This window comes from Candidatus Tisiphia endosymbiont of Neophilaenus lineatus (assembly GCF_964264975.1).
Classification (GTDB): Bacteria; Pseudomonadota; Alphaproteobacteria; order Rickettsiales; family Rickettsiaceae; genus Tisiphia.
The window spans coordinates 127040-152231 of record NZ_OZ183649.1; the positions used below are offsets into that span (position 1 = coordinate 127040).

General features: G+C 32.4%; 28 protein-coding genes, 1 tRNA gene and 1 pseudogene. 20 read left to right on the forward strand and 10 right to left on the reverse strand.

The window, feature by feature from the left end; genetic code table 11:
• The first annotated feature begins 34 nt into the window (after nt 1-34).
• From ACFE3K_RS00730 to ACFE3K_RS00790, 13 genes are all read left to right on the forward strand, one after another.
• Nucleotides 35-289: a BolA family protein gene (locus ACFE3K_RS00730; RefSeq protein ID WP_375358970.1), complete on the forward strand. Its 255-nt coding sequence runs from the start codon at nt 35-37 to the stop codon at nt 287-289.
• Between the two features lie 135 nt (nt 290-424).
• Entirely contained in the window at nt 425-925 is a 501-nt protein-coding gene (locus ACFE3K_RS00735) for a helix-turn-helix domain-containing protein (RefSeq protein WP_375358971.1), read from the forward strand.
• The gene (locus ACFE3K_RS00740) at nt 919-1479 is read left to right on the forward strand and encodes an IS630 family transposase (protein ID WP_375358972.1); all 561 of its coding nucleotides are present in this window, start codon (nt 919-921) and stop codon (nt 1477-1479) included. The genes ACFE3K_RS00735 and ACFE3K_RS00740 overlap by 7 nt, the downstream gene beginning before the upstream one ends.
• Nucleotides 1473-2198 carry an IS6 family transposase gene (locus ACFE3K_RS00745; protein ID WP_375358973.1) on the forward strand — a complete coding sequence of 242 codons (726 nt, stop codon included), beginning with the start codon at nt 1473-1475 and terminating at the stop codon, nt 2196-2198. The genes ACFE3K_RS00740 and ACFE3K_RS00745 overlap by 7 nt, the downstream gene beginning before the upstream one ends.
• Before the next feature lie 192 nt (nt 2199-2390).
• Entirely contained in the window at nt 2391-3896 is a 1506-nt protein-coding gene (locus tag ACFE3K_RS00750; protein ID WP_375358974.1) for an Npt1/Npt2 family nucleotide transporter, read from the forward strand.
• 97 nt (nt 3897-3993) lie between these two features.
• Nucleotides 3994-4069 (forward strand) — tRNA-Phe (locus ACFE3K_RS00755).
• A gap of 157 nt (nt 4070-4226) precedes the next feature.
• Nucleotides 4227-5255, forward strand: a complete 1029-nt coding sequence (gene lpxD / locus ACFE3K_RS00760; protein ID WP_375358975.1) for a UDP-3-O-(3-hydroxymyristoyl)glucosamine N-acyltransferase — start codon at nt 4227-4229, stop codon at nt 5253-5255.
• Nucleotides 5245-5679, forward strand: coding sequence for a 3-hydroxyacyl-ACP dehydratase FabZ (fabZ, locus tag ACFE3K_RS00765; RefSeq protein ID WP_341751115.1), 435 nt, complete (start codon nt 5245-5247; stop codon nt 5677-5679). Before lpxD ends, fabZ begins: the two co-directional genes overlap by 11 nt.
• A 2-nt stretch (nt 5680-5681) precedes the next feature.
• Nucleotides 5682-6500, forward strand: a complete 819-nt coding sequence (gene lpxA, locus ACFE3K_RS00770; RefSeq protein WP_375358976.1) for an acyl-ACP--UDP-N-acetylglucosamine O-acyltransferase — start codon at nt 5682-5684, stop codon at nt 6498-6500.
• Nucleotide 6501: 1 nt separating this feature from the next.
• Nucleotides 6502-7329, forward strand: coding sequence for an LpxI family protein (locus ACFE3K_RS00775; RefSeq protein ID WP_375358977.1), 828 nt, complete (start codon nt 6502-6504; stop codon nt 7327-7329).
• 232 nt (nt 7330-7561) lie between these two features.
• Complete coding sequence (locus tag ACFE3K_RS00780; protein WP_375358978.1) at nt 7562-8005, forward strand: IS5 family transposase; 444 nt, start codon at nt 7562-7564, stop codon at nt 8003-8005.
• 16 nt (nt 8006-8021) lie between these two features.
• Nucleotides 8022-9380 (forward strand): PleD family two-component system response regulator, encoded by a 1359-nt coding sequence (locus ACFE3K_RS00785; protein ID WP_375358979.1) that lies wholly within the window; start codon nt 8022-8024, stop codon nt 9378-9380.
• 376 nt (nt 9381-9756) lie between these two features.
• Nucleotides 9757-10260 (forward strand): RNA pyrophosphohydrolase, encoded by a 504-nt coding sequence (locus ACFE3K_RS00790; protein WP_375358980.1) that lies wholly within the window; start codon nt 9757-9759, stop codon nt 10258-10260.
• Between the two features lie 104 nt (nt 10261-10364).
• Here the strand turns inward: ACFE3K_RS00790 and ACFE3K_RS00795 are convergent, their stop codons facing one another.
• The 4 genes and pseudogenes from ACFE3K_RS00795 to ACFE3K_RS00810 form a co-directional block, all read right to left on the reverse strand.
• Nucleotides 10365-10844 carry a Na+/H+ antiporter subunit E gene (locus tag ACFE3K_RS00795; RefSeq protein WP_341748319.1) on the reverse strand — a complete coding sequence of 160 codons (480 nt, stop codon included), beginning with the start codon at nt 10842-10844 and terminating at the stop codon, nt 10365-10367.
• A pseudogene (locus tag ACFE3K_RS00800) lies at nt 10831-11340 on the reverse strand (MFS transporter); the annotation flags it as partial. The pseudogene ACFE3K_RS00800 and the gene ACFE3K_RS00795, both read right to left, overlap by 14 nt.
• Nucleotides 11341-11394: 54 nt before the next feature.
• The gene (locus tag ACFE3K_RS00805) at nt 11395-12105 is read right to left on the reverse strand and encodes an IS6 family transposase (RefSeq protein ID WP_375358967.1); all 711 of its coding nucleotides are present in this window, start codon (nt 12103-12105) and stop codon (nt 11395-11397) included.
• Nucleotides 12106-12445: 340 nt separating this feature from the next.
• A complete protein-coding gene (locus tag ACFE3K_RS00810; protein ID WP_342260107.1) occupies nt 12446-12601 on the reverse strand; it encodes a hypothetical protein in 156 nt (51 codons plus the stop codon).
• A gap of 236 nt (nt 12602-12837) precedes the next feature.
• Between ACFE3K_RS00810 and ACFE3K_RS00815 the strand changes: the two genes are divergently transcribed.
• The 3 genes from ACFE3K_RS00815 (at nt 12838) to ACFE3K_RS00825 (ending at nt 14265) form a co-directional block, all read left to right on the forward strand.
• The gene (locus ACFE3K_RS00815) at nt 12838-13152 is read left to right on the forward strand and encodes a hypothetical protein (protein ID WP_375358981.1); all 315 of its coding nucleotides are present in this window, start codon (nt 12838-12840) and stop codon (nt 13150-13152) included.
• Nucleotides 13153-13309: 157 nt separating this feature from the next.
• A complete protein-coding gene (locus ACFE3K_RS00820; RefSeq protein WP_375358982.1) occupies nt 13310-13711 on the forward strand; it encodes a helix-turn-helix domain-containing protein in 402 nt (133 codons plus the stop codon).
• Nucleotides 13705-14265, forward strand: coding sequence for an IS630 family transposase (locus ACFE3K_RS00825; protein WP_375358983.1), 561 nt, complete (start codon nt 13705-13707; stop codon nt 14263-14265). Before ACFE3K_RS00820 ends, ACFE3K_RS00825 begins: the two co-directional genes overlap by 7 nt.
• Before the next feature lie 306 nt (nt 14266-14571).
• Here the strand turns inward: ACFE3K_RS00825 and ACFE3K_RS00830 are convergent, their stop codons facing one another.
• Complete coding sequence (locus tag ACFE3K_RS00830) at nt 14572-15117, reverse strand: HD domain-containing protein (RefSeq protein ID WP_375358985.1); 546 nt, start codon at nt 15115-15117, stop codon at nt 14572-14574.
• 283 nt (nt 15118-15400) lie between these two features.
• Between ACFE3K_RS00830 and ACFE3K_RS00835 the strand changes: the two genes are divergently transcribed.
• Genes ACFE3K_RS00835 through ACFE3K_RS00845 form a run of 3 tightly spaced genes read left to right on the forward strand, consistent with a single transcriptional unit; the run spans nt 15401 to nt 18838 of the window.
• On the forward strand, nt 15401-16144 hold the full coding sequence (locus ACFE3K_RS00835; RefSeq protein ID WP_341752240.1) for a class I SAM-dependent methyltransferase: 744 nt from the start codon (nt 15401-15403) through the stop codon (nt 16142-16144).
• Nucleotides 16145-16204: 60 nt separating this feature from the next.
• Nucleotides 16205-17521: a hypothetical protein gene (locus tag ACFE3K_RS00840; protein ID WP_375358986.1), complete on the forward strand. Its 1317-nt coding sequence runs from the start codon at nt 16205-16207 to the stop codon at nt 17519-17521.
• A 15-nt stretch (nt 17522-17536) separates the two neighbouring features.
• Nucleotides 17537-18838 carry an NAD(P)-dependent oxidoreductase gene (locus ACFE3K_RS00845; protein ID WP_375358987.1) on the forward strand — a complete coding sequence of 434 codons (1302 nt, stop codon included), beginning with the start codon at nt 17537-17539 and terminating at the stop codon, nt 18836-18838.
• Nucleotides 18839-19124: 286 nt separating this feature from the next.
• Here ACFE3K_RS00845 and ACFE3K_RS00850 read toward each other — a convergent pair whose 3' ends face one another.
• The 5 genes from ACFE3K_RS00850 to pheS form a co-directional block, all read right to left on the reverse strand.
• Nucleotides 19125-19691, reverse strand: coding sequence for an IS630 family transposase (locus ACFE3K_RS00850; RefSeq protein ID WP_375358988.1), 567 nt, complete (start codon nt 19689-19691; stop codon nt 19125-19127).
• The gene (locus tag ACFE3K_RS00855; protein WP_375358989.1) at nt 19685-20134 is read right to left on the reverse strand and encodes a helix-turn-helix domain-containing protein; all 450 of its coding nucleotides are present in this window, start codon (nt 20132-20134) and stop codon (nt 19685-19687) included. The genes ACFE3K_RS00850 and ACFE3K_RS00855 overlap by 7 nt, the downstream gene beginning before the upstream one ends.
• Before the next feature lie 66 nt (nt 20135-20200).
• Nucleotides 20201-20341, reverse strand: coding sequence for a hypothetical protein (locus tag ACFE3K_RS00860; protein WP_375358990.1), 141 nt, complete (start codon nt 20339-20341; stop codon nt 20201-20203).
• Nucleotides 20342-20442: 101 nt separating this feature from the next.
• A complete protein-coding gene (gene pheT, locus ACFE3K_RS00865; RefSeq protein WP_375358991.1) occupies nt 20443-22824 on the reverse strand; it encodes a phenylalanine--tRNA ligase subunit beta in 2382 nt (793 codons plus the stop codon).
• The gene (pheS, locus tag ACFE3K_RS00870; RefSeq protein WP_375358992.1) at nt 22821-23870 is read right to left on the reverse strand and encodes a phenylalanine--tRNA ligase subunit alpha; all 1050 of its coding nucleotides are present in this window, start codon (nt 23868-23870) and stop codon (nt 22821-22823) included. The genes pheT and pheS overlap by 4 nt, the downstream gene beginning before the upstream one ends.
• A 232-nt stretch (nt 23871-24102) precedes the next feature.
• Between pheS and ACFE3K_RS00875 the strand changes: the two genes are divergently transcribed.
• Nucleotides 24103-25191: an LptF/LptG family permease gene (locus tag ACFE3K_RS00875; RefSeq protein ID WP_375358993.1), complete on the forward strand. Its 1089-nt coding sequence runs from the start codon at nt 24103-24105 to the stop codon at nt 25189-25191.
• The last annotated feature ends 1 nt before the right edge of the window (nt 25192 follow it).

The following is a 25192-nucleotide window of genomic DNA, read 5'->3' on the forward strand; positions in this document are numbered from 1 at the left end:
TTGATACAAGTAAAAGTTTTATATATATATAACTATGACCAAAATAAATAGAATAAAAAGAAAACTAGATGTGTTAAAACCATATTATTGCGAAATAGTTGACGAAAGTTACAAACATGCCAGCCATAATGGTGGCATTACTGAAAGTCACCTTAAGATCACAATTTTTACAGCAGTTTTTATAGGAAAAAGTTTGCTAGAACAGCATAAAATAATTCACAATCTTTTAGCAGATGAACTAGCGAGTGGACTACACGCATTATCAATTGATACGGCACCGTCAAGTTAAGAGAAATGTAAATTAAGTATTGAGCAAATGTAGGGAATAATTTATAGATTATCAGTGACAATTGTTACCTAATACCAATTGCAATAATTAACGCAGTGGTCTAAGATGGGTTTTTAACTGATAAAAGGTACTCAAATGGCTAGGTTAATATTACCACAAGGTTTTCATGGTCATGATTTTATAAAAATGATGAAACATGAGCCGCATGGTCGAAATCGTATACGTTTATTGGCGATGTATCACCTTCAATTAGGCAAATCTTTTAAAGCCATATCTGAAATAGTGAACTCACACTGGAAAACCGTGCAATCATGGCTCAGAAGATTTAGGAATCATGGTTTTGAAGGATTATTTGAATCACAAAGAAGCGGTGCCCCTAGGAAGATTAACACTATACAAGAATCTGCTCTTTTTGATAAAATCAATACGCTCAGTGAAAGTAAAACTGGTGGGTATATAACTGGAAAGGAGCTACATATCATGTTACTTGAGGAATATGGTGCTAAATGTGCTTTAAAAACAGTCTACAATACTATGCACCGCCTTGGTTTTAGCTGGATTACTTCTCGTTCAATGCATCCAAAGTCAAATCAAGAGACTCAAAATAGATATAAAAAAACTTTCCAGACATGTTAACAAAATTATTAGCAAAAAATATCGATAGATGTAAAGTTGATATATGGTCTCAGGATGAAACTAGAGTTGGGCAACAAGGTAGCTTAACTCGTATATGGGCTAAGCGTGGCACTAGACCCCGTAAAGTTCGGCAACAGCAATTTATTTCAACATATATTTACGGAGCTGCTTGCCATGAGACAGGAGAAGCTTGTGCATTAATTTTACCATATGCAAACACACAGGCAATGAATAAATTCTTAGAAGAGCTTTCTCGCAGTATTCAAGGCAACCGACATATAGCTTTACTAACGGATAATGCAGGTTGGCACACAGCCAAAAAACTAACTGTGCCAAGCAATATCACTTTGATACCGCTTCCGCCCTATACACCGGAACTTAATGCAATGGAACAAGTTTGGGAATGGATTAAAAATCATTTCTTGTCTAACCAATGTTATGGTGTATATGAAGATATCGTTACTATGGCTTGTTACGCTTGGAATCAACTTGCTCATAATGTAGATTTAGTAAAATCAATTATGTATAGAGATTGGATAAATACACCGTGTTAATTATTGCAATTGGTATTATTCAATCCCCAAAGAGACATCGTTTTCCAGTAATCATTATTAGCCATGCAGTATGGTTATATCATCGATTCAATAATAGTTACAGAGATGTACAAGAACAGATGGCCTATCGAGGTATTATTTTAAGTCATGAGACAGTAAGATTTTGGTGCAATAAATTTGCGGTTTATTTTCAAGATGTTATCAGAAAGCGAGAGAGGAAACCAACTGATAAATGGCATTTAGATGAGATGAATATTAAGATTCAAGTCGAGGTATTTATATTATGGAGAGCTGTTGACTCTGAGGGGCATGAATTAGAAGTATTACTGCAGAAGCGTCGTAACAAAAAATCAGCTATTCGTTTTTTATCAAAATTATTGGGTCATTATCCAGCTCCAAGAGTAATTGTTACTGATAAGCTCAGAAGTTACATTAAGCCGATTAAGCTTATGTGCCCTAAAACTGAGCATCGCACTCATAAAAGACTAAATAATCGTGTTGAGAATGCTCATCAACCAACTAGGCGCAACGAGAAGATATTAATTAAATTTAAGCATCCTAATTCAGCCCACTGTAAATTATCACTGATGGGAAAAGTCAGAAATATATTTGCCGTAAATGTTGGAAGATATAGTAAAACAGCAATTGAGCAAAGAATTGCATTTGCATCAGCTAAATCCATTTTGGACGAAGCCACTCAAAGACTTCTTGCTGCCTGAAATCTAAAAATACAGCTCTTTTTGATACTATTTTACTTAACTTGACGGTGCCTTTTCTAAATTTCGTTGGAACTTTAATATGGTTACGTTAAAATTTTTGTCAACAGAACCTAGCAAAAAATAATCATTTCGTTTGACTTTTCTTGTATATATCTGTATAAGTCCACTGACTTATAATGATAATAAAACAGTATGGATAAAGTGAAAGATAATAGTTATTTCTCAGAAATAAGAAGAGTAGTTTGGCCAATTGAAGGGCATGAAAATAAGAAATTCTTGCCTATGGCGGCTATGATGTTTTGTATTTTGCTTAACTATTCTACTCTTAGATCAATAAAAGACGGGTTTGTAGTAACAGCTATTGGTCCTGAATCGATAAGTTTTGTAAAAACTTATGTAGTTTTACCAATGGCAATACTGCTTATGGTTGCTTATGTAAAGCTTTGTGATCTTTTAAAAGCAGAAAATGTTTTTTACACTGTGACCAGTTTTTTTCTAGCATATTTTGTGCTGTTTACTTTTGTATTATATCCATATCCAGAGTTGGTACATCCTAATCCTGAAACAATTGATGCATTAAGTATTGCATATCCAAATTTTAAGTGGTTTATTAGGGTAGTTGGTAAGTGGAGTTTTGCAATTTTTTATGCTATATCCGAACTTTGGGGAAGTATGATGCTTAGCTTATTATTTTGGCAATTTGCTAACCAAATTACTAAAACTGAAGAGGCGAAACGCTTTTATTCTATGTTTGGTATGTTAGCAAATTTATCTTTACCAGTTACTGCATTAATACTTGGTTATTTTTTAAGCAAAGAAACTCAAATAGTTTCAGAACATTTAAAATTTACCCCACTGCTTCTTATTATGATGGGTAGTGCTATAGTTATCATGTTATTGTATAGATGGATGAATAAGCATGTTTTAACCGATCCTACTTTATATGATCCAACAAGTAAAGCTAGCAATAAGAAAAGCAAGGTTAAGCTATCTCTTATGGAAAGCTTTAAAATGATTTTTAGCTCAAAATATTTAGGGCTTATTGCCTTATTAATTATATGTTATGGGGTGTCAGTAAATCTTGTAGAAGGTGTATGGAAGTCAAAAATTCAGCAACTATATCCAACTAAAGAAGAATATACTATGTATATGGGGCAGTTCCAGGCTTGGCAAGGTGTGGCAGCTATATTGTTTATGATTGTTGGTTCTAACATTTTAAGAAGGGTTTCTTGGTTTATCGCCGCTATGATTACTCCTTTGATGATGTTAATTACTGGGGTTGCTTTTTTTGCTTTTATTTTCTTTGATAGCACTATTGCGATGTATGTTACTGGTCTATTCGCTTCTGGACCTTTGGCAGTAGCAGTGATGATTGGGATGATTCAAAATATTTTAAGTAAGGCAACAAAATACTCACTATTTGATGCTACCAAGAATATGGCATATATCCCTCTTGATAAGGATCTTAGAACAAAAGGTCAAGCGGCAGTAGAAGTTATAGGTGGTAGATTCGGTAAATCTGGAGGGGGTATCATCCAGTCAACGTTCTTTATTTTGCTTCCTACTTTTACTTTTGTTGAGGCTACGCCTTATTTTGCTAGTATATTTTTTGTTATCGTAATATTGTGGCTATATGCAATTAAAGGACTTAATAAGGAATATCAAGCTCAGATATCTGATGTCAAATCCAAAAGTTAGTTGTAACGAAATTAGATTTATGGGACTACAACGCAAATTTGGGATAAGAATTGACAAATTCTTATCCCAAATGGGGGTACAATAGGTCTGTTCATGCGGCTAGATAGCTCAGTTGGTAGAGCAAAGGACTGAAAATCCTTGTGTCGCCGGTTCGATCCCGGCTCTAGCCACCATCTCTATGATAAATCTCTTATACTATACTTCTAGATTGTATAATAACTATTATACAATAATGAACAATATTTTGAAATACAAATTATTGTAAGAAAACTTGAGTATTTTCTAACTGGCGTTTATACTGTTGCCATTATTTTATAAAATTAAATAACCATGATAAACTCACGTTTTTATAAAAAATCTGCTCCTTATAAATTATCAGAAATTGTAAAATTAATAGGTGCTGAGATAGTATACTCAAATGATTTGTTAATCCATAATGTTAAGTCATTAGAAGAGGCTGATGTTGGTGATATAAGTTTTTTAAGTAATATCAAATATATTACTCAATTCCAAAACACTAAAGCTTCATGCTGCATAGTTCCAGAGAATTTTTTACAAGAATCTAATAATGGAACAATATTATTAAGAGTAAAGAATTCATATTTCTTTTATGCAAAATTAGTGGATCTATTTTATAGTAAAGCAAAAACTTATCCTAACAAAATTATGCCATCTGCCTATATTTCGGATTCTGCCACTATAGGAAGTAATTGTTATATAGGACATAATGTTGTTATTGAAGCTCATGCTGTAATAGGTGATAATTGTGTTATAGAATCTGGGACTTTTATAGACTATGGAGTAGTAATAGGTAACAGAGCGTTAATATACTCAAATGTTTCAATAAGTTACAGTATAATAGGTGATGATGTGGTAATATTACAGGGAGCAAGGATTGGACAAGATGGCTTTGGTTTTGCAACAGATAAAGGGATTCATAAAAAGATTTTCCACATTGGTATGGTAAAAATAGGTAATAATGTTGAAATAGGTAGTAATACTACTATTGATAGAGGATCAATGAATGATACGGTAATAGGAGATTTATGTAGAATAGATAACTTAGTGCAGATAGGACATAATGCTATAATAGGAAGGGGGTCGATTATTGTCGCCCAAGTCGGTATATCAGGTAGCACTACAATAGGAGCATATTGTGCTTTAGGGGGGCAGTCAGGCATATCCGGACATATAGTATTAGGCGATAAAGTGCAAGTAGCAGCAAAAGCCGGTGTTATAAAAGATGTTGAATCAGGAGTAACAGTTGGTGGATTCCCTGCCGTACCTATTAGAGATTGGCATAAACAATCAGTAATTATGAAACAGCTCACAAAAAAACGGGATATAGATGAAAATTAATATTATAGAAATAATGGAAATGCTACCTCATCGTTATCCATTTTTATTAATAGATAAGGTACTAGAATTTAAGCTTCATGAGTCTATTGTTGGTATCAAGAATGTCACTTTTAACGAGCCGCAATTTACTGGTCATTTTCCCACAAAACCAGTAATGCCTGGTGTGCTAATTATTGAGGCTATGGCTCAATTATCTGCTATTTTAGTAGCCAAATCAATGGATTTCAAAGATAAAGATGTTTTCTTTATGACTATTGAAGAGGCAAAATTTCGTAAAGTTGTTGAGCCAGGTGATACATTACATATTTATGCTAAAATAGAACAAAATAGAGGCTCTGTTTGGAAATTTTCAAGTAACAGCAAAGTTAATGATCAGATAGTTGCAGAGAGCAAATTTACTGCAATGGTTAAAAATAGGAATTAACAATGACCTTATCAGCTATACACGTAACTGCCATAGTAGATCCAAAGGCTTCGATTGGTGCAAATGTCAGAATCGGTCCTTTTTGTACTGTTGGGTCGGATGTGGTTTTGGCAGATAATATTGAGTTAAAATCACACGTAGTTATAGAGGGAAAAACAAAAATTGGTGCTAATACAGTTATATATCCATTTGCTTCTATTGGTCAGCCCCCTCAAATACTTAAGTATGAGGGAGAAGAGTCAGAGGTTATCATAGGTAATAATAATACTATTAGAGAATATGTCACTATTCAAGCTGGTAGTAAAGGTGGTGGTATGGTTACCTCTGTAGGTAATAATTGTTTATTGATGGTTGGAGTGCATATAGCACATGATTGTATTGTGGGTAATAATGTAATTCTTGCTAACTATGTTAGCCTAGCTGGTCACGTTAAAGTTGATGATTATGCCATTATAGGAGGACTTTCTGCTGTTCTGCAATTCGTACGTATAGGACAACATTCGATGGTGGGTGGTATGTCTGCAGTGAGCAAAGATGTGATTCCATTTGGGCTAGCTACAAATGAAAGGGCATTTCTTGAAGGAATAAACTTAGTTGGGATGAAAAGACGTGGCTTTGATAATCAGGAAACGCTTGATACTATAAAAGCCATAGATGAGATTTTTATTGGCGAAGGTATTTTTACTGATAGAATAGAGATAGTTTTAAAGCAATATAAAGGTAATCCTATTGTAGAACAAATTATCACTTTTATAAAACAGGATATTAGTAGAGCATTTTGCCAGCCAAGACAAGTTGAACATGATAAGGTAAGTAAGTAAAATGTTGCAAATATACCCTTTAAAGCAAAAGAGTATAGTTGGAATTATAGCAGGAAATGGCTTATTGCCAATTTCACTCGCCAATAGTTTCATTAAGCAAGGCGGGCAATGTTATATCGCAGCTTTGGAGGGAGAAGCAAATCCGGTATTGTATCAGGATTTTACCCACCAATTTTTTAAAATCGGTATGGTTAAGCCAATAATTGAATATTTTCGTAAGTATGATGTAAAAAATGTAATTCTTGCTGGTAGTGTAAATCGTCCTAATTTGCGATCAATTAAAGTAGATTTAATGGGATCAAGGTTACTTGCACGCATATTGAAACAAAAGTTTTTAGGAGATGATACACTTCTTGGTATAGTAACAGATTTCCTAGAAGAAAAAGGGTTTAAAGTAGTTTCTAGTTATGAAATATTAAGAACAAATAATGATGTTATGACCATAGCTGTTCCATCTAGAATAGATAATACAGATATCGAACTGGGGATAAAGCTATTAGATAGTATCGGATATCTTGATGTAGGACAGGCAGTAATTGTTGATAATGGGTATATTATAGGTATTGAAGCGGCTGAGGGTACAGATAATTTAATAGAAAGATGTTCATATTTACGTAAAAATTCTATAGGTGGTGTACTTATTAAAATGATGAAGAAAGGTCAAGATACTAGAATTGATATACCTACAATAGGAGCAAAGACAATAAGTAACTTAGCTAATTATGGTTATAAAGGGTTAGCCATACAAAAAGATAAAGTGATTATTCTAGAGATAGAAAGAACTATTGAACTCGCTAATGAATGCGGACTTTTTATTAAACTTATTTAGTGTATCTAAAGAATTAGGGTAATAAATTTTATCTTACAACCCCTACTATAAAATTGTAGTAACTGATTTTCTTGACAAAACAGTACAAAAAATTCAGAATAAAATTCTTTCGCGTATAAATGATAATTTCTAGGTTCTGTTGACAAAAATTATAGTTAGGCAAGAGGAATAAAAAGTTGCCATAGTAAGAAGAAATGGTAGTTTCTAGTTATCAAAAAAAGGAACTACCAATATGAAGTATTACATAGAAGAACAAGCATGGGAAGTAATTTTATCATTTTTTAATGAAAGAAATGGTATACACAACAAGAATGAAGAAAAAATGAGATATTTTATTGAAGCAATATGGTTTATTGTTAGAACAGGTTGCCAATGGCGTCTTCTAGCTGATGATTATGGTTGTTGGTACAGTATTTATCACAGATTTAAGAGATGGGTTGACAAAGGTATATGGGAGGATTTAATGGATTATGTTAAAGTAGATGCAGATATGGAATCAATTATGATTGATGCAACTATTGTGAGAGCACATGCTTGCTCATCTGGATATATCAAAGGTAATCAAGAAGAAGCGGCTTTAGGTAGAAGCAGAGGTGGTTTTAGTACTAAAATTCATGTCCTTGTTGATGCCCTTTTACAAAATTCACTTATGTGTAAGGATTTGAAGAGTCTGTAGAAAAATATATTACTTTATGACAGCCAATGTACTAGTAGTTGATGATATAGAATCAAATGTTAAATTACTGGAAGCTAAACTTTTAGGAGAATATTACACAGTCTTTACTGCCAATAACGGCAAAGATGCATTGGATGTTCTTGCCCTTAATAGAATTGATATTGTATTACTTGACGCCATGATGCCTAATATAGATGGATTTGAAATCTGTAAACGAATTAAGTCTAATCCTTACACTATTCATATACCAGTGATTATGGTTACGGCTCTTTCTGATACTGAGGATCGCATACAAGGTCTTGAAGCTGGAGCTGATGAATTCTTAACAAAACCTATTGATGACACTGCTCTTTTTGCAAGGGTACGATCTCTTGCTAGAATGAAGGCAGTTATTGATGAACTCAAGCTTAGAAACACTACTAATGCTGAATTAGGTGGTGACGTTATAGAGGTAAAAGATAATTTTTCAGATAGTAAAATACTTTTAGTTAACGATGATATAGTGCAGGCAAGAAACATAAATAAAATGCTTCTAAGCCTTACCCCTAATATCAAAATAATATCTGATATTAATGAATTGGAGAAAGATAGCGAATATACCCCGGATTTAGTAATTATCAGCTGCCAATTAGAGCAAGGAGATCCTTTAAGAATAAGCGTGATGCTAAGGTCTGATGCTAAATTCCATGATACGGTACTCATATTACAAGCTGAAGAAGAAAATACATCGATAGTTATCAAAGGTTTAGAGCTGGGTATTAATGATTATTTTACATACCCAGTAGACAAAAACGAGCTATTAGCTAGAATCAGAACTCAATTGAAAAGAAAACATTACCAAGATACTTTACGCAATGATTTAGAGTTAAGCGTAAATTTGTCGATCAAAGATGGTTTGACAGGCATATTTAATCGTCATTATTTTGATACACACATAAAGCAAATGGTAAAAAAATCTACTGATAGTAAAAGACCTTTATGCTTACTTATGTGTGATATTGATCATTTTAAGCAAGTTAATGACACTTATGGTCATCAAGCAGGAGACATAGTGCTAAAAACCATTGCTAATGTTCTGAAGAGTATTTTTAGGGTTACAGACTTGTTTGCTAGATATGGTGGAGAGGAATTTGCTATCCTTTTAAATGATATAACGATTGACGAAGCTATGTATATAGCGCAGCGGGCAAGAACAAGAGTGGAGTCTATCGATTTTAAAGTTAAAACGCAAAAAGACCCTATTAAGAAAACTATCTCCATAGGAGTAACTGAATACAAAATTGGGGAATCTATTAGTGATTTTATAGAACGTACCGATAAAGCTCTGTATCAAGCAAAGGAGGACGGAAGAAATAAAGTGATAAGAATAATTTAGATACACAAATGAAGACTAATCAGGTATACTAGACTTATTAGACCTCTTTCGAAACTCGCTTATGCGCAAGGGTGTGAAGGAGATGCTTCACCTCGAACCGCAGCGTATACTCAAATGATTTGAAGAATTGGATTTGAAAATGAATGGTGAGCAAGCGGAGTGTACATATAGTACATGAGCATGCGAATCCATGATATTTTTAAAAAACAATTCTTCAAAGCAGAAGAGTATACTCTAATTCCGTTACGGATTCGAGTGCCGCATCGACGTGCAAATCACCAGCAGAAGTAGAGTTTTGAAAAAGGTCTATTGTAAAATTAGCTTATGAGAGGGTAGTTCTTAAAGAAGTCTACCTTTCATATAAAAACCTAAAATCATGAAAAATGAAACTATTTGTAAATGTTATCGTGAATTGCCATATAGGCCAAGTGTAGGCATGATGATAATAGATAGTGCTAATAGAGTATTTGTTGGTAAAAGAATAGATACCAAAATAGCAGCTTGGCAAATGCCTCAAGGTGGTATAGATCTAGGCGAAACACCTAGTGTTGCTGCCCTTAGAGAAATGTTCGAAGAGATAGGTTGTAATAAAGGTTATATTATTGCAGAAAGCAAATATTGGTATAGTTATGATGTACCTAAAATTTTAATACCTAAATTATGGGGTGGTAATTTCCGAGGTCAAAAACAAAAATGGTTTCTAATTAGGTTTACCGGTACTAACGAAGATATTAATATTAATACTCATAACCCAGAGTTTGAGGAATGGCGTTGGGCTAAGTTTGATGAGTTATTATCAATTATCATTCCCTTTAAACTCAAGCTTTATAAAGCTGTAGTTAAGGAATTCGCCCCTATCGTTCATGATATAGTCAATTGATGAGAATTTGGTGATGTCGTCTTCGATCGCTCGCCTATTATCTATAGGCTTCGCTCCATCGTTCCTGCTATCCAATTCTCCTGAATTGACTATAGTCGTTCTTTTTAGTTGTTCTTTGAAATGTGCTGAACTCTTTTACTCATAGTAAAATTACCAAATTTTAGATTGTCGATGGATGATTGTTCTAGAGCATGAACTAATAACATACCATTTGATATGTTAAGTGTTACAGTTCCTGGTGTAAGAGTAATAGAATTACCATATATTACAAGACTTGTATCGTTTTTTTGTTCTGAATTAATCCACTCAAAGACTGGCTGTAGATTAAGATTTCTACGCCATATAATCTTCATTACTCCTAAGCTAGATACAACTATTTCTTTAATTAACCAAATAAAATATAATATAGAACGATAATTTAAATAGATCCTATCAGGGATCAAATTGAGTTTTATTGCCACAAGATAAGATATACTGGGGATAATCAAGAAAACCAACAATGCAAAAATATCATTAGGTACTCCTGTTAGACCAAACAACACCAATAACAAAGTAATTAAAGTAAAGATTTTAGTGTGCATCATACTTTCCTCCACCTTTAACAGTTGATATAAACGGTAGAAAGATCATTACCACAAAAAATAATGCACTTAATAATACCAAAAATGCTATTTATCGCAATTACAAATGCTTCCTTATTTATATTACTGGCTAACCAAAAATACGAAGCCTTTTCTGGATCAACCACTTTACCATCCAATAATTGTCCTAGAAATTGGAATTGCATTAGAATAGAGGGTGAAGTGGAAGAAATATTCTCATTTAAATATTGGCTAAAAATCTTAGTTTTATCTGTAAGAAGGGTGCTAATAACTGCAAGACCAACAGCTCCTCCAAGATTACGAGTAAGATTATACAACCCACTAGCATTCCCCACCTTGTCTTGACTCATACTGCCTAAAGCAATATTATTAGTAGGTAAAAAGCAAAACATCATCGCCAGTCCCCTAATAAATTGTGGTAAAAAAATTCGGCAAATTTAGCATCTGCTGTTAAAAAACTATTTAGGTAGCAACCTAAACGGCACCGTCAAGTTAAGTAAAATAGTATCAAAAAGAGCTATATTTTTAGATTTCAGGCAGCAAGAAGTCTTTGAGTGGCTTCGTCCAAAATGGATTTAGCTGATGCAAATGCAATTCTTTGCTCAATTGCTGTTTTACTATATCTTCCAACATTTACGGCAAATATATTTCTGACTTTTCCCATCAGTGATAATTTACAGTGGGCTGAATTAGGATGCTTAAATTTAATTAATATCTTCTCGTTGCGCCTAGTTGGTTGATGAGCATTCTCAACACGATTATTTAGTCTTTTATGAGTGCGATGCTCAGTTTTAGGGCACATAAGCTTAATCGGCTTAATGTAACTTCTGAGCTTATCAGTAACAATTACTCTTGGAGCTGGATAATGACCCAATAATTTTGATAAAAAACGAATAGCTGATTTTTTGTTACGACGCTTCTGCAGTAATACTTCTAATTCATGCCCCTCAGAGTCAACAGCTCTCCATAATATCAATACCTCGCCTTTAATCTTAATATTCATCTCATCTAAATGCCATTTATCAGTTGGTTTCCTCTCTCGCTTTCTGATAACATCTTGAAAATAAACCGCAAATTTATTGCACCAAAATCTTACTGTCTCATGACTTAAAATAATACCTCGATAGGCCATCTGTTCTTGTACATCTCTGTAACTATTATTGAATCGATGATATAACCATACTGCATGGCTAATAATGATTACTGGAAAACGATGTCTCTTTGGGGATTGAATAATACACATAGCACTGAAATTTAGGTAACAATTGTCACTGATAATCTATAAATTATTCCCTACATTTGCTCAATACTTAATTTACATTTCTCTTAACTTGACGGTGCCATCCCATAATCAAATAAATAAAATTGATTGCCTGATCAAAAATTTTTATGACTTATCGTTGACTATCCAGCGAATTATTTCTAGATAAAAATTAATAATTCTTACATAGAATTGCACTTAAATAGGAACACTCTGTATGAATTGCCAAAGAAAAACCTTGAAAAGACTGAATACGATTAATAATCATATTACAAAAAAGCTGGCATAGAAAAACTCCAAACCAGCTTTAGAAAACAGGGATTTATTTTTTCACTTCTTCTTTCTTCGGGTCTTTCTTGTTCATGTTGTTTTCATCCACGTTCACTTCGTCTTGCTGCGGATTTTTCTCAGGAGTCGCTGCAGCAAAAGCAGAAATAGAGAAAGCTAAAGTTAGAAGAATAGTTAATAAATTTTTCATAATAAACCTCATTTTTTTGTATTGGTGATTTTAGCTTAAACTGTATAATATTCAAGTCAAAATAGGTAGAATTACCCTTTATTATAAAAATATATTATTAATGTAATAACTCTGTGTCATTTTGGTTAACATATTTAGGCACCGTCAAGTTAAGAGAAATGTAAATTAAGTATTGAGCAAATGTAGGGAATAATTTATAGATTATCAGTGACAATTGTTACCTAAATTTCAGTGCTATGTGTATTATTCAATCCCCAAAGAGACATCGTTTTCCAGTAATCATTATTAGCCATGCAGTATGGTTATATCATCGAGTCAATAATAGTTACAGAGATGTACAAGAACAGATGGCCTATCGAGGTATTATTTTAAGTCATGAGACAGTAAGATTTTGGTGCAATAAATTTGCGGTTTATTTTCAAGATGTTATCAGAAAGCGAGAGAGGAAACCAACTGATAAATGGCATTTAGATGAGATGAATATTAAGATTCAAGTCGAGGTATTTATATTATGGAGAGCTGTTGACTCTGAGGGGCATGAATTATACTAATTGCAATAATTAACACGGTGTTATAAAATGGGTTTTTAACTGATAAATAGGTACTCAAATAGCTAGGTTAATATTACCGCAAGGTTTTGAAGGTCATGATTTTATAAAAATGATGAAACATGAGCCGCATGGTTGAAATCGTATACGTTTATTGGCGATGTATCACCTTCAATTAGGCAAATCTTTTAAAGCCATATCTGAAATAGTGAAGTCACACTGGAAAACTGTGCAATCATCGCTCAGAAGATTTAGGAATCATGGTTTTGAAGGATTATTTGAATCACAAAGAAGCGGTGCCCCTAGGAAGATTAACAGTATACAAGAGTCTACTATTTTTGATAAAATCAATACGCTCAGTGAAAGTAAAACTGGTGGGTATATAACTGGAAAGGAGCTACATATCATGTTAGTTGAGGAATATGGTGCTAAATGTGCTTTAAAAACAGTCTACAATACTATGCACCGCCTTGGTTTTAGCTGGATTACTTCTCATTCAATGCGTCCAAAATCAAATCAAGAGACTCAAAATAGATATAAAAAAACTTTCCAGACATGTTAACAAAATTATTAGCAAAAAATATCGATAGATGTAAAGTTGATATATGGTCTCAGGATGAAACTAGAGTTGGGCAACAAGGTAGCGTAACTCGTATATGGGCTAAGCGTGGCACTAGACCCCGTAAAGTTCGGCAACAGCAATTTATTTCAACATATATTTACGGAGCTGCTTGCCATGAGACAGGAGAAGCTTGTGCATTAATTTTACCATATGCAAACACACAGGCAATGAATAAATTCTTAGAAGAGCTTTCTCGCAGTATTCAAGGCAACCGACATATAGCTTTACTAACGGATAATGCAGGTTGGCACACAGCCAAAAAACTAACTGTGCCAAGCAATATCACTTTGATACCGCTTCCGCCCTATGCACCGGAACTTAATGCAATGGAACAAGTTTGGGAATGGATTAAAAATCATTTCTTGTCTAACCAATGTTATGGTGTATATGAAGATATCGTTACTATGGCTTGTTACGCTTGGAATCAACTTGCTCATAATGTAGATTTAGTAAAATCAATTATGTATAGAGATTGGATAAATACACCGTGTTAATTATTGCAATTGGTATTACATCGAGTTCAGGTTAGTATAGGTATTTGTAAACTTTTAACAGTTGTGCACCGGAGCGTACAACTAGTCATATCTTTACCCACATCTTTTTAAATAGATTATACATATCAGGTTTTAATATCAAAGATGTATTTTTAAAGCCTAATAAGTATGCCGCTTTTAAAAGATGTGGGTAAAGATATGACAACTAGTACGTGAGGAGCGGAGATCATGAAATACGATGATGTGATGATTAGTTTTCGGAAATGGTATTAGATGGTTAATTTTTATTAGAGTATCAAACACTGTTTACAATTTATAGTTACGACCTAATAGGTATTTTAAAGATATATTAATTAATTCGTTTGCTATATCATTCATATTAAGATGCATAGCAAGTGGTACAAAATAACATAAAGTGTCATTAACTGTTTTATCAATTTTTTCAGAGGATTTTGCGTAAAGAGTTCTCATATTATGCAAACGATCAAAAATTTTAATAATCAATATATCTGACTTTCCTTGAATAAATAAAGAATTAATCATTTCCACGACACTAATCTTTTTTTCTAGTTTTATTCTAGTTAAGTCTTGAACTTGATTAGCAACTTTACTACCAAAGATAATATTAATCGTTTCTTCAGTTATATTTGTATCTTCAAGGCAGTCATGAAGTAATGAGGTAACTATCATGTCTGTTCTAAAAAATCGTGGACGTGTTTGAGCCGTGTAAGTAGCAACCATGTAAGCTACCTCTATTGGATGTGAGTAATATGGCTCTCCGGATTGTCTTTTCTGGTCAGCATGATATTTCCTAGCATAATATATTGCTTTCTTAATTTCAATAATATCCACCTTGTCTTTAATATGTTTATTTAATATTAAAAGCTGGTTTAACAATCTTTTTGAGTATTGACACATTTTGAATTTTATTTGCCAATAATTCTGATCTCTCATAAAGTCTCGTATTTTTATAATAAATATAAAGAAACCATATATAAACACACTTGGTAAGACTGAAAATAGGGGGCGAGAATAGCATGCTAAAATTATGCTATTGTAATTTAGTGCTTTTTAATTAAAATTCTTATTTTAAAATAATAAAAAGCAGTTCCTCTAATTGTTCAATGGTAAAATTATGAATAACTGGAAATTAAGAGCTATTACTGATTCTTATAGAGAAACTAAGGAATTTAGATTTAATAATTATATTATTAACCCACACGTAAAAAATATTATAGGAAATGTAAGAGACAAGACTTTATTGGAGATAGGTTGTGGATTTGGTAGATATTTAGAAATTTTCTATGCTGATAATCCACTGAAATTAGTAGGGTGCGACATTTCTCCTTATCAAGTAGAGCTATGTAAAGAAAATATCAAAAATAGTAATATTGAGTTACATGTGTTAGATTTTTCTGATGTTGAAAGTTCTGCAATTTTGGGACAACATGAATACGATATTGTATATAGTATCTTTGTGATTTTATATATAGATGCTTTAAGTAAATTAGAAATATTTATCAAAAATTGTTATGAATGCTTAAAACAAGGAGGAAAAGTTGTAATATGCACTTTAGATATTATAAGTGCATATTCTTATCCAGAGGTTTTTGATATATTAAAATTTCCCACGAAGTTTTTGAAAGATGAGTACACGGATGGTTGCCCCATAGAAATTAGTATTACAAATGATTGTGTTGTAACGTGCTATCATATGGATTTTGATACTATAAAGAGATTAATGGAAAAATTGGGATTCAAGAATGTAAGGAAACATAACTTGTTTTTAAAAGAAAATGCTTTACAGAGCTTTACAGAACAAGAATTTAACCTTATAAAAGAATCTAATATACTCTTATTAATAGAGGCAGAGAAATAAATATAATAGACTCACCAATTTTAATCACTTTAAGTTTATTTAATTATACGAGAATTTGGTATGGAAGAAGATTTGAATTTTAGTATTGAAGAAGTCAAATGGTCTGAAGTTAAGGATGAAGTGTATAAGGTTAATCCTGAATTGACAGAAAAATGTGATAATGTTAATCAATCTGGAGGATATTCTTTATTCAAAATAAAATATCCTTATGGAGCATATATTGTTAATAGGGGGGAGTTTCATCTACCAACTAAAGACGGCAAACTAATTTCTATAAATGACTCAAGAATTCCAGAATTTCTAAAAAAGAAGTTGGGATATGCTCATATTCCCTTATCCTTAATTCTTAATAGTTTCAGCGAAGTATTTGTTCAGATACAAAATAGAATTGTTTCCCTTAATGTTCTTTTGACTGGTGAACTTTTTGGTCTATTTGAATTAATGCATATGTTAAACCAAACATCTTCATTAGATATGCCTATTTGGAATGTGTCAGCTGGAGCTCGCTCTACTGTCATGATTCCAAGTATTTCTGATACAGTGGGTCATAATAGGATTAAAAAGAAATTAGGGGCTGATATCTATGCTCCCTATGGTTTGTCAGATCATTGGCAGACATTTGTAGATATTAATAAGTATTTTCATAATTCAAATTGGAATAATAGCATTTTAGTATTTTCTCATGAGTGGTTTCTGCAACCAAATGATCTGAGATATAGTGGTTTTTATAATTATCTAGTTACTCAATGTTGGAAACAATTTCAATTTTTAGAAGATTTTACAGATTTTAGTTTATTATGGTCATTTTTTACTCATGCAATTAATCTACGTAATTTAAAACCACGATCATATATAATAGACACTGTTAGACATTTAATTTTGATTTCTAAAGGTTCTGCTGTAGCATTTAAGCCATCTACGGATGATACAGGTTTGCCAATGAGTTTAATACAGCAAATATATGTAAATGATTATAATCTAAAAGATTATATACCAAATATTATGCAACCAGCAAAATTTACTAAAAATAATAAAGTCTATTATTCTCTTAGCTTTCCTACTCTATTTAATAGCTCTCCTTATTGTCGAAATCCTCCGAGTATAATTGAAGATCAAAGAGAGATTAAAAGATTATTAGATATTTTAATAAATACTATTCACCAAATTGAGAATCATAGTGCCAACTCCCTTAAAAACATAAAATTTGAGTTATTTCATTCTGGAAACGATCCATTTGGTCAGATATTATCTAGTAAAATTATATCTGAAGATGATGCTAGGTTTTTAGAGTATAATAGTAATGGTAAGGAAGCAAGAGTATTTTGCTCCTCATCTAGTTTTTTTAATGGTTGTATTGCTATCTGTAATAATGAGTAATTTTTTGAGTTTATTATGAGTAATTTAAATACACCCATATTAGAAACTCTACAAAGTATAATAGATAAATTAAAAGGATGTAAGTATCTTAATTTAAAAAATGTTACCTTTGTTTGTGTACAACATTTGTTATTTACAACAATAGATTTAATAAAATCTCTTATCAGATTAGGTGCTAAGCCGAATAATATTCATATAATGGGTAAAATATACTCAAATTGCCCTATAGTAATTGCCCAACTTATAGAAATGGGAGTAAATTACTATCCTAGTTCCCAACCTCAACAATTTGGCTATTTTAACTATTATTTTAATACAGATATAGCTAATATGTGGGCTAATGTTGCTACTACCATAATAAATGTAAAATCTGACACTATTATCATACTAGATGATGGTAGTAAATGTACAACAGCTATTCCAAAGTTACTAAGTGATAATTACAAGGTCTTTGCTGTAGAGCAGACATCATCAGGGGTTGTTCAGATTATTAAAAACAATTATACCACGTTACCTTTTATTAACGTTGCTTATTCTGCTACAAAGCAAATATTAGAATCTCCAATGATTGCTCAGACCGTCATACGAAAACTTGATAAAATTTTGCCTTTACAATCTCGTACTCTTGTATGTGGAGTAGTAGGTTTTGGAGCTATAGGGAGAGCTATTGCACAAAAATTATTATCTTTAAATCATAAAGTAATAATATATGATAGATCTGACAGTAAGTATAATCTTATGAAGCAGATTAAAACTACAAATAATATTCTATCTTTATTTCAAAAATCTGAGTATATTTTTGGTTGTACAGGAGAAGATATTACTTTATCTTTTGACGTCAATAAAATACGAGGAACAAAGAATCTAATTAGTTGCTCATCACAAGATATAGAATTTCAGTCATTACTGCATATTATTCAAGATAATTCTTCTATTAATACCTCTAACGTATTGGATAATATCGAATATTCTACAGATAGTGCAACGTTCAATATTTTTAGAGGAGGATACCCTGTAAATTTGGATAATTCTGGAGAATCTGTGCCAGCCAATGATATACAACTTACTCGAGGATTATTACTTGGTGGAATCGTGCAAGCAGTATTTCATTTAGTTCAAGAGGTTAATCACAAGCCACAACAATATATGTTACATCCTAAAATACAAAAATCAATAGTGAAAGAATTAGTATATAATCAAAAGTACAAATTTTCTAATGATTTAGTAGTTATGAATTTTTTAGATGAAGAATGGATTAAAAATAACTCTAGCGGAGAATATGTAAGTAATGATATTATCTCACGATATTTTCTATAAACCTAAATTTCCGATTAAGAGTAGATAAAAAGTTGATGGAAATGAGGTTTAGTTTTCCACCCGCCGCATGATAATCCACTTCTATAGCATAATTTTTGCTCATATTTATCTCGAAGATGAGGAGCGAAGCCTATGGCACCGTCAAGTTAAGTAAAATAGTATCAAAAAGAGCTATATTTTTAGATTTCAGGCAGCAAGAAGTCTTTGAGTGGCTTCGTCCAAAATGGATTTAGCTGATGCAAATGCAATTCTTTGCTCAATTGCTGTTTTATACCAATTGCAATAATTAACACGGTGTATTTATCCATAGATAATCTCTATACATAATTGATTTTACTAAATCTACATTATGAGCAAGTTGATTCCAAGCGTAACAAGCCATAGTAACGATATCTTCATATACACCATAACATTGGTTAGACAAGAAATGATTTTTAATCCATTCCCAAACTTGTTCCATTGCATTAAGTTCCGGTGCATAGGGCGGAAGCGGTATCAAAGTGATATTGCTTGGCACAGTTAGTTTTTTGGCTGTGTGCCAACCTGCATTATCCGTTAGTAAAGCTATATGTCGGTTGCCTTGAATACTGCGAGAAAGCTCTTCTAAGAATTTATTCATTGCCTGTGTGTTTGCATATGGTAAAATTAATGCACAAGCTTCTCCTGTCTCATGGCAAGCAGCTCCGTAAATATATGTTGAAATAAATTGCTGTTGCCGAACTTTACGGGGTCTAGTGCCACGCTTAGCCCATATACGAGTTAAGCTACCTTGTTGCCCAACTCTAGTTTCATCCTGAGACCATATATCAACTTTACATCTATCGATATTTTTTGCTAATAATTTTGTTAACATGTCTGGAAAGTTTTTTTATATCTATTTTGAGTCTCTTGATTTGATTTTGGATGCATTGAACGAGAAGTAATCCAGCTAAAACCAAGGCGGTGCATAGTATTGTAGACTGTTTTTAAAGCACATTTAGCACCATATTCCTCAACTAACATGATATGTAGCTCTTTTCCAGTTATATACCCACCAGTTTTACTTTTACTGAGCGTATTGATTTTATCAAGAAGAGCAGATTCTTGTATAGTGTTAATCTTCCTAGGGGCACCGCTTCTTTGTGATTCAAATAATCCTTCAAAACCATGATTCCTAAATCTTCTGAGCGATGATTGCACGGTTTTCCAGTGTGACTTCACTATTTCAGATATGGCTTTAAAAGATTTGCCTAATTGAAGGTGATACATCGCCAATAAACGTATACGATTTCGACCATGCGGCTCATGTTTCATCATTTTTATAAAATCATGACCTTCAAAACCTTGCGGTAATATTAACCTAGCTATTTGAGTACCTATTTATCAGTTAAAAACCCATTTTGTAACACCGTGTTCATTATTGCAATTAGTATAACTATTATTGAATCGATGATATAACCATACTGCATGGCTAATAATGCTTACTGGAAAACGATGTCTCTTTGGGGATGGAATAATACACATAGCACTGAAATTTAGGTAACAATTGTCACTGATAATCTATAAATTATTCCCTACATTTGCTCAATACTTAATTTACATTTCTCTTAACTTGACGGTGCCTTTTATTCTCTTAACTTACCTTGAAATTTCTCATAAGCAATTGTAACAACTTCTTGATTTAATAAATTTAGGTCTGCTTCATTTAACGTCCGATCATCTGCTTGAAATTGCACCTTAATTGCCACTGATTTTTTACCGGAAGGTAGTTTATCTCCCGAATAAATATCAAATAGATCAACAGACTTTATCATTTTTTTATTAGAATTCTTGATATAAGCAATTATCTTGCTCACCGGCTGCTCTAGATCAACTACAAAAGCATAGTCTCTAAAGGTTGGCTGGAAGTCAGAAACAATAAACTCGTCTCTTTTAGCAAATTTTGCTTTAGCAAATGGTATATTGGCAATATCTATTTCAAAGGCAAATATCTGACAGTCAATATCAAAATGTTTTAATATAGAGGGATGAATTTGCCCAAAATAGGCTATAACATTTTTACCAAGTTTTATAAGGGCTGATTTTGTCGGATGGTAATAAGGTAACTCAGTTGGACAAAATTGGCACTTATCAATCGGTAGACCTACATAATTTAAAACATTTTCTAAGTCAGATTTAATATCAAAAACATCTACTAAGCGAGCTGCAGAATGACAATCTTTTTCATTATATAGCCCACATCTTACTGCAGAAGCAAAAATTAATTCTCCATCTGATGTACAAGAGTTAAAGATTGACCCTATTTCCATCAAGGCAATTTCTCTAATTGATCTTGCTAAGTTTTTTTGAACTAATTTAAGTAAATTTGCAATGAGGCTAGGTCGCATATAATTATTATCAACATTAATAGGATTTAGCAAAAATAACTCTTCTTGTATTGAAGCAAATAATTTTGCTATTTCACTATCCATGAATGAATTTGTTACTACCTCATCATACCCATAACTGGCTAAAATTCTTTTAATATCAGAAATTCTTCGTTGCTCTTTAGGAATAATTCTTGTTAGTTGTATTTCTGGTAATTTAATCGTCTCTAATTTGTCATAGCCGTAAATACGAACAATTTCTTCAACAATATCTTCTTTAATTGTGAGGTCATGTCGCCAAGATGGTATGGTAAGTTTGAGAGTATCGCCTATATCTACTATAATAAAGCCAAGATTTTTTAAAATGTTACAAATCTCTGTTTTGCTTAAGTTTAGACCGGTTATTTTACCTAGGCAATTTATAGGGAAGTCTAAGGATTTTTGTACAAAAGCAAACCCTTCATTATACACTATATCAGAAATTTCACCTCCACAAATAGCTAAAATCATTTTACTTGCAATATTTAAGGCTTTTAAGGTAAATGCCTGATCAATATTGCGTTCAAAACGATAACGCGAATCAGTATCAATCTGTAGAGCTCTCCCCGTTTTAGTAATATATTTAGCAGAAAAACACGCCGCTTCTAGCAAAATATTTTGCGTCCCAAGCTCACTTTTACTACTATCACCTCCTATAATACCAGCAAGAGTAAGTACTTGCCTATCATCTTGAATTACCAAATCTCCTGCATCTAAATCATATTCTTTGCCATTTAAAGCTAGAAATTTAGTTTTTTCTTTAAGTAGTATAATTTGCAGCTTATCTGATAATTTACTTCTATCGTAAGCATGCATTGGTTGCCCGAAACTATACGATATATAGTTAGTGACGTCCACTAGGGCTGAAACCGGTTTTAGCCCAATATTTTGCAATAATTGCTTTAACCAATCAGGGCTTGTCTTGTTTTGTAAATTTCTTATTTCCCGAAAGCAGAATAATGGGCATGCTTCTTTATTCTCTACCTGCAAGGTTAATGTAGATTCAAATTCTCCAGCAATTGATGGCACTTCTAATTCTTTAAGCGTACCAATACCCTTGCTAGCTAGGTCTCTAGCTATACCATAGACGCCAAGAGCATCACCACGATTTGGGGTAACGTTAATGTCAAAAACTGGGTCATCATACCCATAATATTGTATAAATGGTTCTCCTATTTTAGCATTGGGCATCAGTTCTATTATACCATCAGAATTAGTACCCACTAATAGTTCTGCTTCAGAACATAACATTCCGCAACTTTTTTCTCCTCGTATTACCGACTCTTTAATTTTAAATTTACCATTAGGGATTTCACAACCTATTTTTGCCAGTACTACTTTAATATTTTCCCTAGCATTACTTGCTCCACAAACTATCTGTAAAATTTCCTCATTAGTTTGGACTTGACATATCTTAAGTTTATCCGCCGATGGATGGGGTTTAGTAGATAATATGTGAGCTACTTCAAAATCTTTTAGCTCCGTCCTTCTGTCTATTATTTCTTCTACTTCAAGGCCAAGCATAGTTAAACATTCAGCAATTTCCTCAACAGAACTCTCGGTATCTAGGAATTTTTTTAACCAAGATAAAGTAAATTTCATCTTGTTAATCCTCCAGCTAGAGTTGGCAAGTCAAAAGCAGAGAAGTTATAGTGTTTTAACCATCTTATATCTCCTTCAAAAAATTGCCTGAGATCCTTGATACCATATTTTAACATAGCAAAACGCTCAACGCCTAGACCAAAGGCAAACCCTTGATAGAGATCACTATCTATATTAACATTTTTAAGAACATTTGGATGAACCATACCACAACCAAGCACCTCAAGCCATTTATTGCTACCCTGCATCTTAATATCCACTTCTGCCGATGGCTCGGTAAACGGAAAAAAACTTGGTCTAAAACGTATGTCAATATTTGTTTGTTCAAAAAAATCCTTGATAAATTCCGTGATAACATATTTTAAATGCCCCATATTGATATTTTCATCGATCACTAAACCCTCAATCTGATGGAACATTGGTGTATGTGTCATATCGGAATCAGACCTATAAGTTCTACCAGGAGCAATAAATCTAAAAGACGGTTTACCATTTTGCATCGTCCTGATTTGTATGGGTGAAGTATGAGTACGTAACAATAGGGGGTGTTCTGGCTCTTTTGCCTTTAGATAGAAAGTATCGTGCATCTGCCTTGCTGGGTGATCTTCATAAAAATTTAGGGCAGTGAAATTATACCAATCGTTCTCAATAGTTGGACCATCCTTAATGGTTAGCCCAAATTTTGTAAATACTTGAATTAATTCTTCAATAGCTTGGGTAATGGGATGTATGCTCCCCTTCTTATACTGCCGAGCTGGAATTGTTAAATCTGTCTTTTCTTCAGCAAATCGTTTATTTAATTCAATTTCCTCCAAGGCTGCTTGTTTTGCTTCTAGCAAATTACTCATCTGTTCTTTAAGCAGATTAACTGCCTCGCCTAACTTTTTACGATCATTTTGCTCAAGACTACCAAGCTTTCTCATTTCTTGGTTAAGTAAGCTTTGTTTCCCAAGAAACTCCACCCTAATTTGTTGCAACTCTGATAGAGCTTGAGTTGATTCTATTCTGCTTTGTGCAGATTTTAATATTTGGGTTAGATGATTCATAACAAGTTAATAATAATATCAAGCCATAAATATTAGACTATATTTTATTATATCTCTAGATTAATTAGAAGCAAATGTCAATAACATGTTATTGACAATGACTTAGAAAAAACTTGATTATCGAGTATTATTACTGATATAGTTATTATATTATTAGTAATGTTTTATAATAGTTTTTATTTCACTTTTGGTTATAAAATCATCCACTACGGTCACCAATTTTTATTTTAAAATGATTAATTTTAAAACTCTTTCAATTTACCTACTCAGGCTATATTGTAGCTATTTCATCGGTATATTGCTTCTGCTTATCGGGATTTTAATTCTTTCAAATATCTTTGACCTTTTGCAAAAATTTAAAGCTGTATATATCCCAACACATTTTTTTTGGAAACTTGTATTATATAAAATACCTTATTTAGTTAATGAAGTAGCTTCTCTTCTTAGCTTCATTGCGATGTTATTTTTTCTAAAAAGACTAACTAAACATAACGAACTAATAACTATTTTATGCAATGGTATCCATATTTGGAGGGTTATTGCTGTTCCAGTTTTTGCAACGGTGATTTTTGGTATAATACTAATCACTATATGCAACCCTATTGGTACATTTGGTTTACAAAAATATGAATCTTTAGAAGCAAAATTGAGTAAAAAGACATCTAATAATTTGATAATATCAAAATCTGGTTTACTATTTTTTGAGAATTATCAAGGCAATAAAAGAATTATTCAGGCTGAGTCTATTGATGTAGTGAAAAATAAGTTAAATAAGATTATTATATTATTTTTAGATGACAAAAATAATTTCTTAAAAAGAATTGATGGGGAATATGCTATTTTAGTTGATAATAATTTAAAACTAACTTCTGTAAAAATTTTGGATAACTATAATGTCAAACATTATGAGCATTTTACCGTTCCAACAAATTTATCAATAAGTAACTTACTAAATAGTTTTATAAATCCTGAGATGATTGCTATTTGGGATTTACCAGATACAATTAAACGTTTAGTAGAATTTGGTTTGCCAATAACTAACTATCAAATTTATTTCTATAAACAATTATTTAAGCCTATAATTATGGCTACCACAGTGATTTTAGCAGCCTGCTTTTTTAGTCTCAAGCAACGTGATAATTCTCAAGAAAAAATCTTAGTAATTGGCTTATTTCTAGGTTTTATTATTTATTTCCTATTAGAGATTTTGTTTAAAATACTCGCATATAATGCAACCCTCCCTTTCTTAGCTATTTTATTGCCAAATATATGTATATTATTTTTCAGTAATTTTGTTATTATGCATTCTCAAGAAACCTGAT

Bases quoted from the DNA above. Each gene is read 5' to 3' on its own strand.
- ACFE3K_RS00730 (WP_375358970.1), top strand. From the start codon at position 35: ATGACCAAAATAAATAGAATAAAAAGAAAACTAGATGTGTTAAAACCA.
- ACFE3K_RS00735 (WP_375358971.1), top strand. From the start codon at position 425: ATGGCTAGGTTAATATTACCACAAGGTTTTCATGGTCATGATTTTATA.
- ACFE3K_RS00740 (WP_375358972.1), top strand. From the start codon at position 919: ATGTTAACAAAATTATTAGCAAAAAATATCGATAGATGTAAAGTTGAT.
- ACFE3K_RS00750 (WP_375358974.1), top strand. From the start codon at position 2,391: ATGGATAAAGTGAAAGATAATAGTTATTTCTCAGAAATAAGAAGAGTA.
- lpxD (WP_375358975.1), top strand. From the start codon at position 4,227: ATGATAAACTCACGTTTTTATAAAAAATCTGCTCCTTATAAATTATCA.
- fabZ (WP_341751115.1), top strand. From the start codon at position 5,245: ATGAAAATTAATATTATAGAAATAATGGAAATGCTACCTCATCGTTAT.
- lpxA (WP_375358976.1), top strand. From the start codon at position 5,682: ATGACCTTATCAGCTATACACGTAACTGCCATAGTAGATCCAAAGGCT.
- ACFE3K_RS00775 (WP_375358977.1), top strand. From the start codon at position 6,502: ATGTTGCAAATATACCCTTTAAAGCAAAAGAGTATAGTTGGAATTATA.
- ACFE3K_RS00780 (WP_375358978.1), top strand. From the start codon at position 7,562: ATGAAGTATTACATAGAAGAACAAGCATGGGAAGTAATTTTATCATTT.
- ACFE3K_RS00785 (WP_375358979.1), top strand. From the start codon at position 8,022: ATGACAGCCAATGTACTAGTAGTTGATGATATAGAATCAAATGTTAAA.
- ACFE3K_RS00790 (WP_375358980.1), top strand. From the start codon at position 9,757: ATGAAAAATGAAACTATTTGTAAATGTTATCGTGAATTGCCATATAGG.
- ACFE3K_RS00795 (WP_341748319.1), bottom strand. From the start codon at position 10,844: ATGATGCACACTAAAATCTTTACTTTAATTACTTTGTTATTGGTGTTG.
- ACFE3K_RS00805 (WP_375358967.1), bottom strand. From the start codon at position 12,105: ATGTGTATTATTCAATCCCCAAAGAGACATCGTTTTCCAGTAATCATT.
- ACFE3K_RS00810 (WP_342260107.1), bottom strand. From the start codon at position 12,601: ATGAAAAATTTATTAACTATTCTTCTAACTTTAGCTTTCTCTATTTCT.
- ACFE3K_RS00815 (WP_375358981.1), top strand. From the start codon at position 12,838: ATGTGTATTATTCAATCCCCAAAGAGACATCGTTTTCCAGTAATCATT.
- ACFE3K_RS00820 (WP_375358982.1), top strand. From the start codon at position 13,310: ATGTATCACCTTCAATTAGGCAAATCTTTTAAAGCCATATCTGAAATA.
- ACFE3K_RS00825 (WP_375358983.1), top strand. From the start codon at position 13,705: ATGTTAACAAAATTATTAGCAAAAAATATCGATAGATGTAAAGTTGAT.
- ACFE3K_RS00835 (WP_341752240.1), top strand. From the start codon at position 15,401: ATGAATAACTGGAAATTAAGAGCTATTACTGATTCTTATAGAGAAACT.
- ACFE3K_RS00840 (WP_375358986.1), top strand. From the start codon at position 16,205: ATGGAAGAAGATTTGAATTTTAGTATTGAAGAAGTCAAATGGTCTGAA.
- ACFE3K_RS00845 (WP_375358987.1), top strand. From the start codon at position 17,537: ATGAGTAATTTAAATACACCCATATTAGAAACTCTACAAAGTATAATA.
- ACFE3K_RS00850 (WP_375358988.1), bottom strand. From the start codon at position 19,691: ATGTTAACAAAATTATTAGCAAAAAATATCGATAGATGTAAAGTTGAT.
- ACFE3K_RS00855 (WP_375358989.1), bottom strand. From the start codon at position 20,134: ATGATGAAACATGAGCCGCATGGTCGAAATCGTATACGTTTATTGGCG.
- ACFE3K_RS00860 (WP_375358990.1), bottom strand. From the start codon at position 20,341: ATGTGTATTATTCCATCCCCAAAGAGACATCGTTTTCCAGTAAGCATT.
- pheT (WP_375358991.1), bottom strand. From the start codon at position 22,824: ATGAAATTTACTTTATCTTGGTTAAAAAAATTCCTAGATACCGAGAGT.
- pheS (WP_375358992.1), bottom strand. From the start codon at position 23,870: ATGAATCATCTAACCCAAATATTAAAATCTGCACAAAGCAGAATAGAA.
- ACFE3K_RS00875 (WP_375358993.1), top strand. From the start codon at position 24,103: ATGATTAATTTTAAAACTCTTTCAATTTACCTACTCAGGCTATATTGT.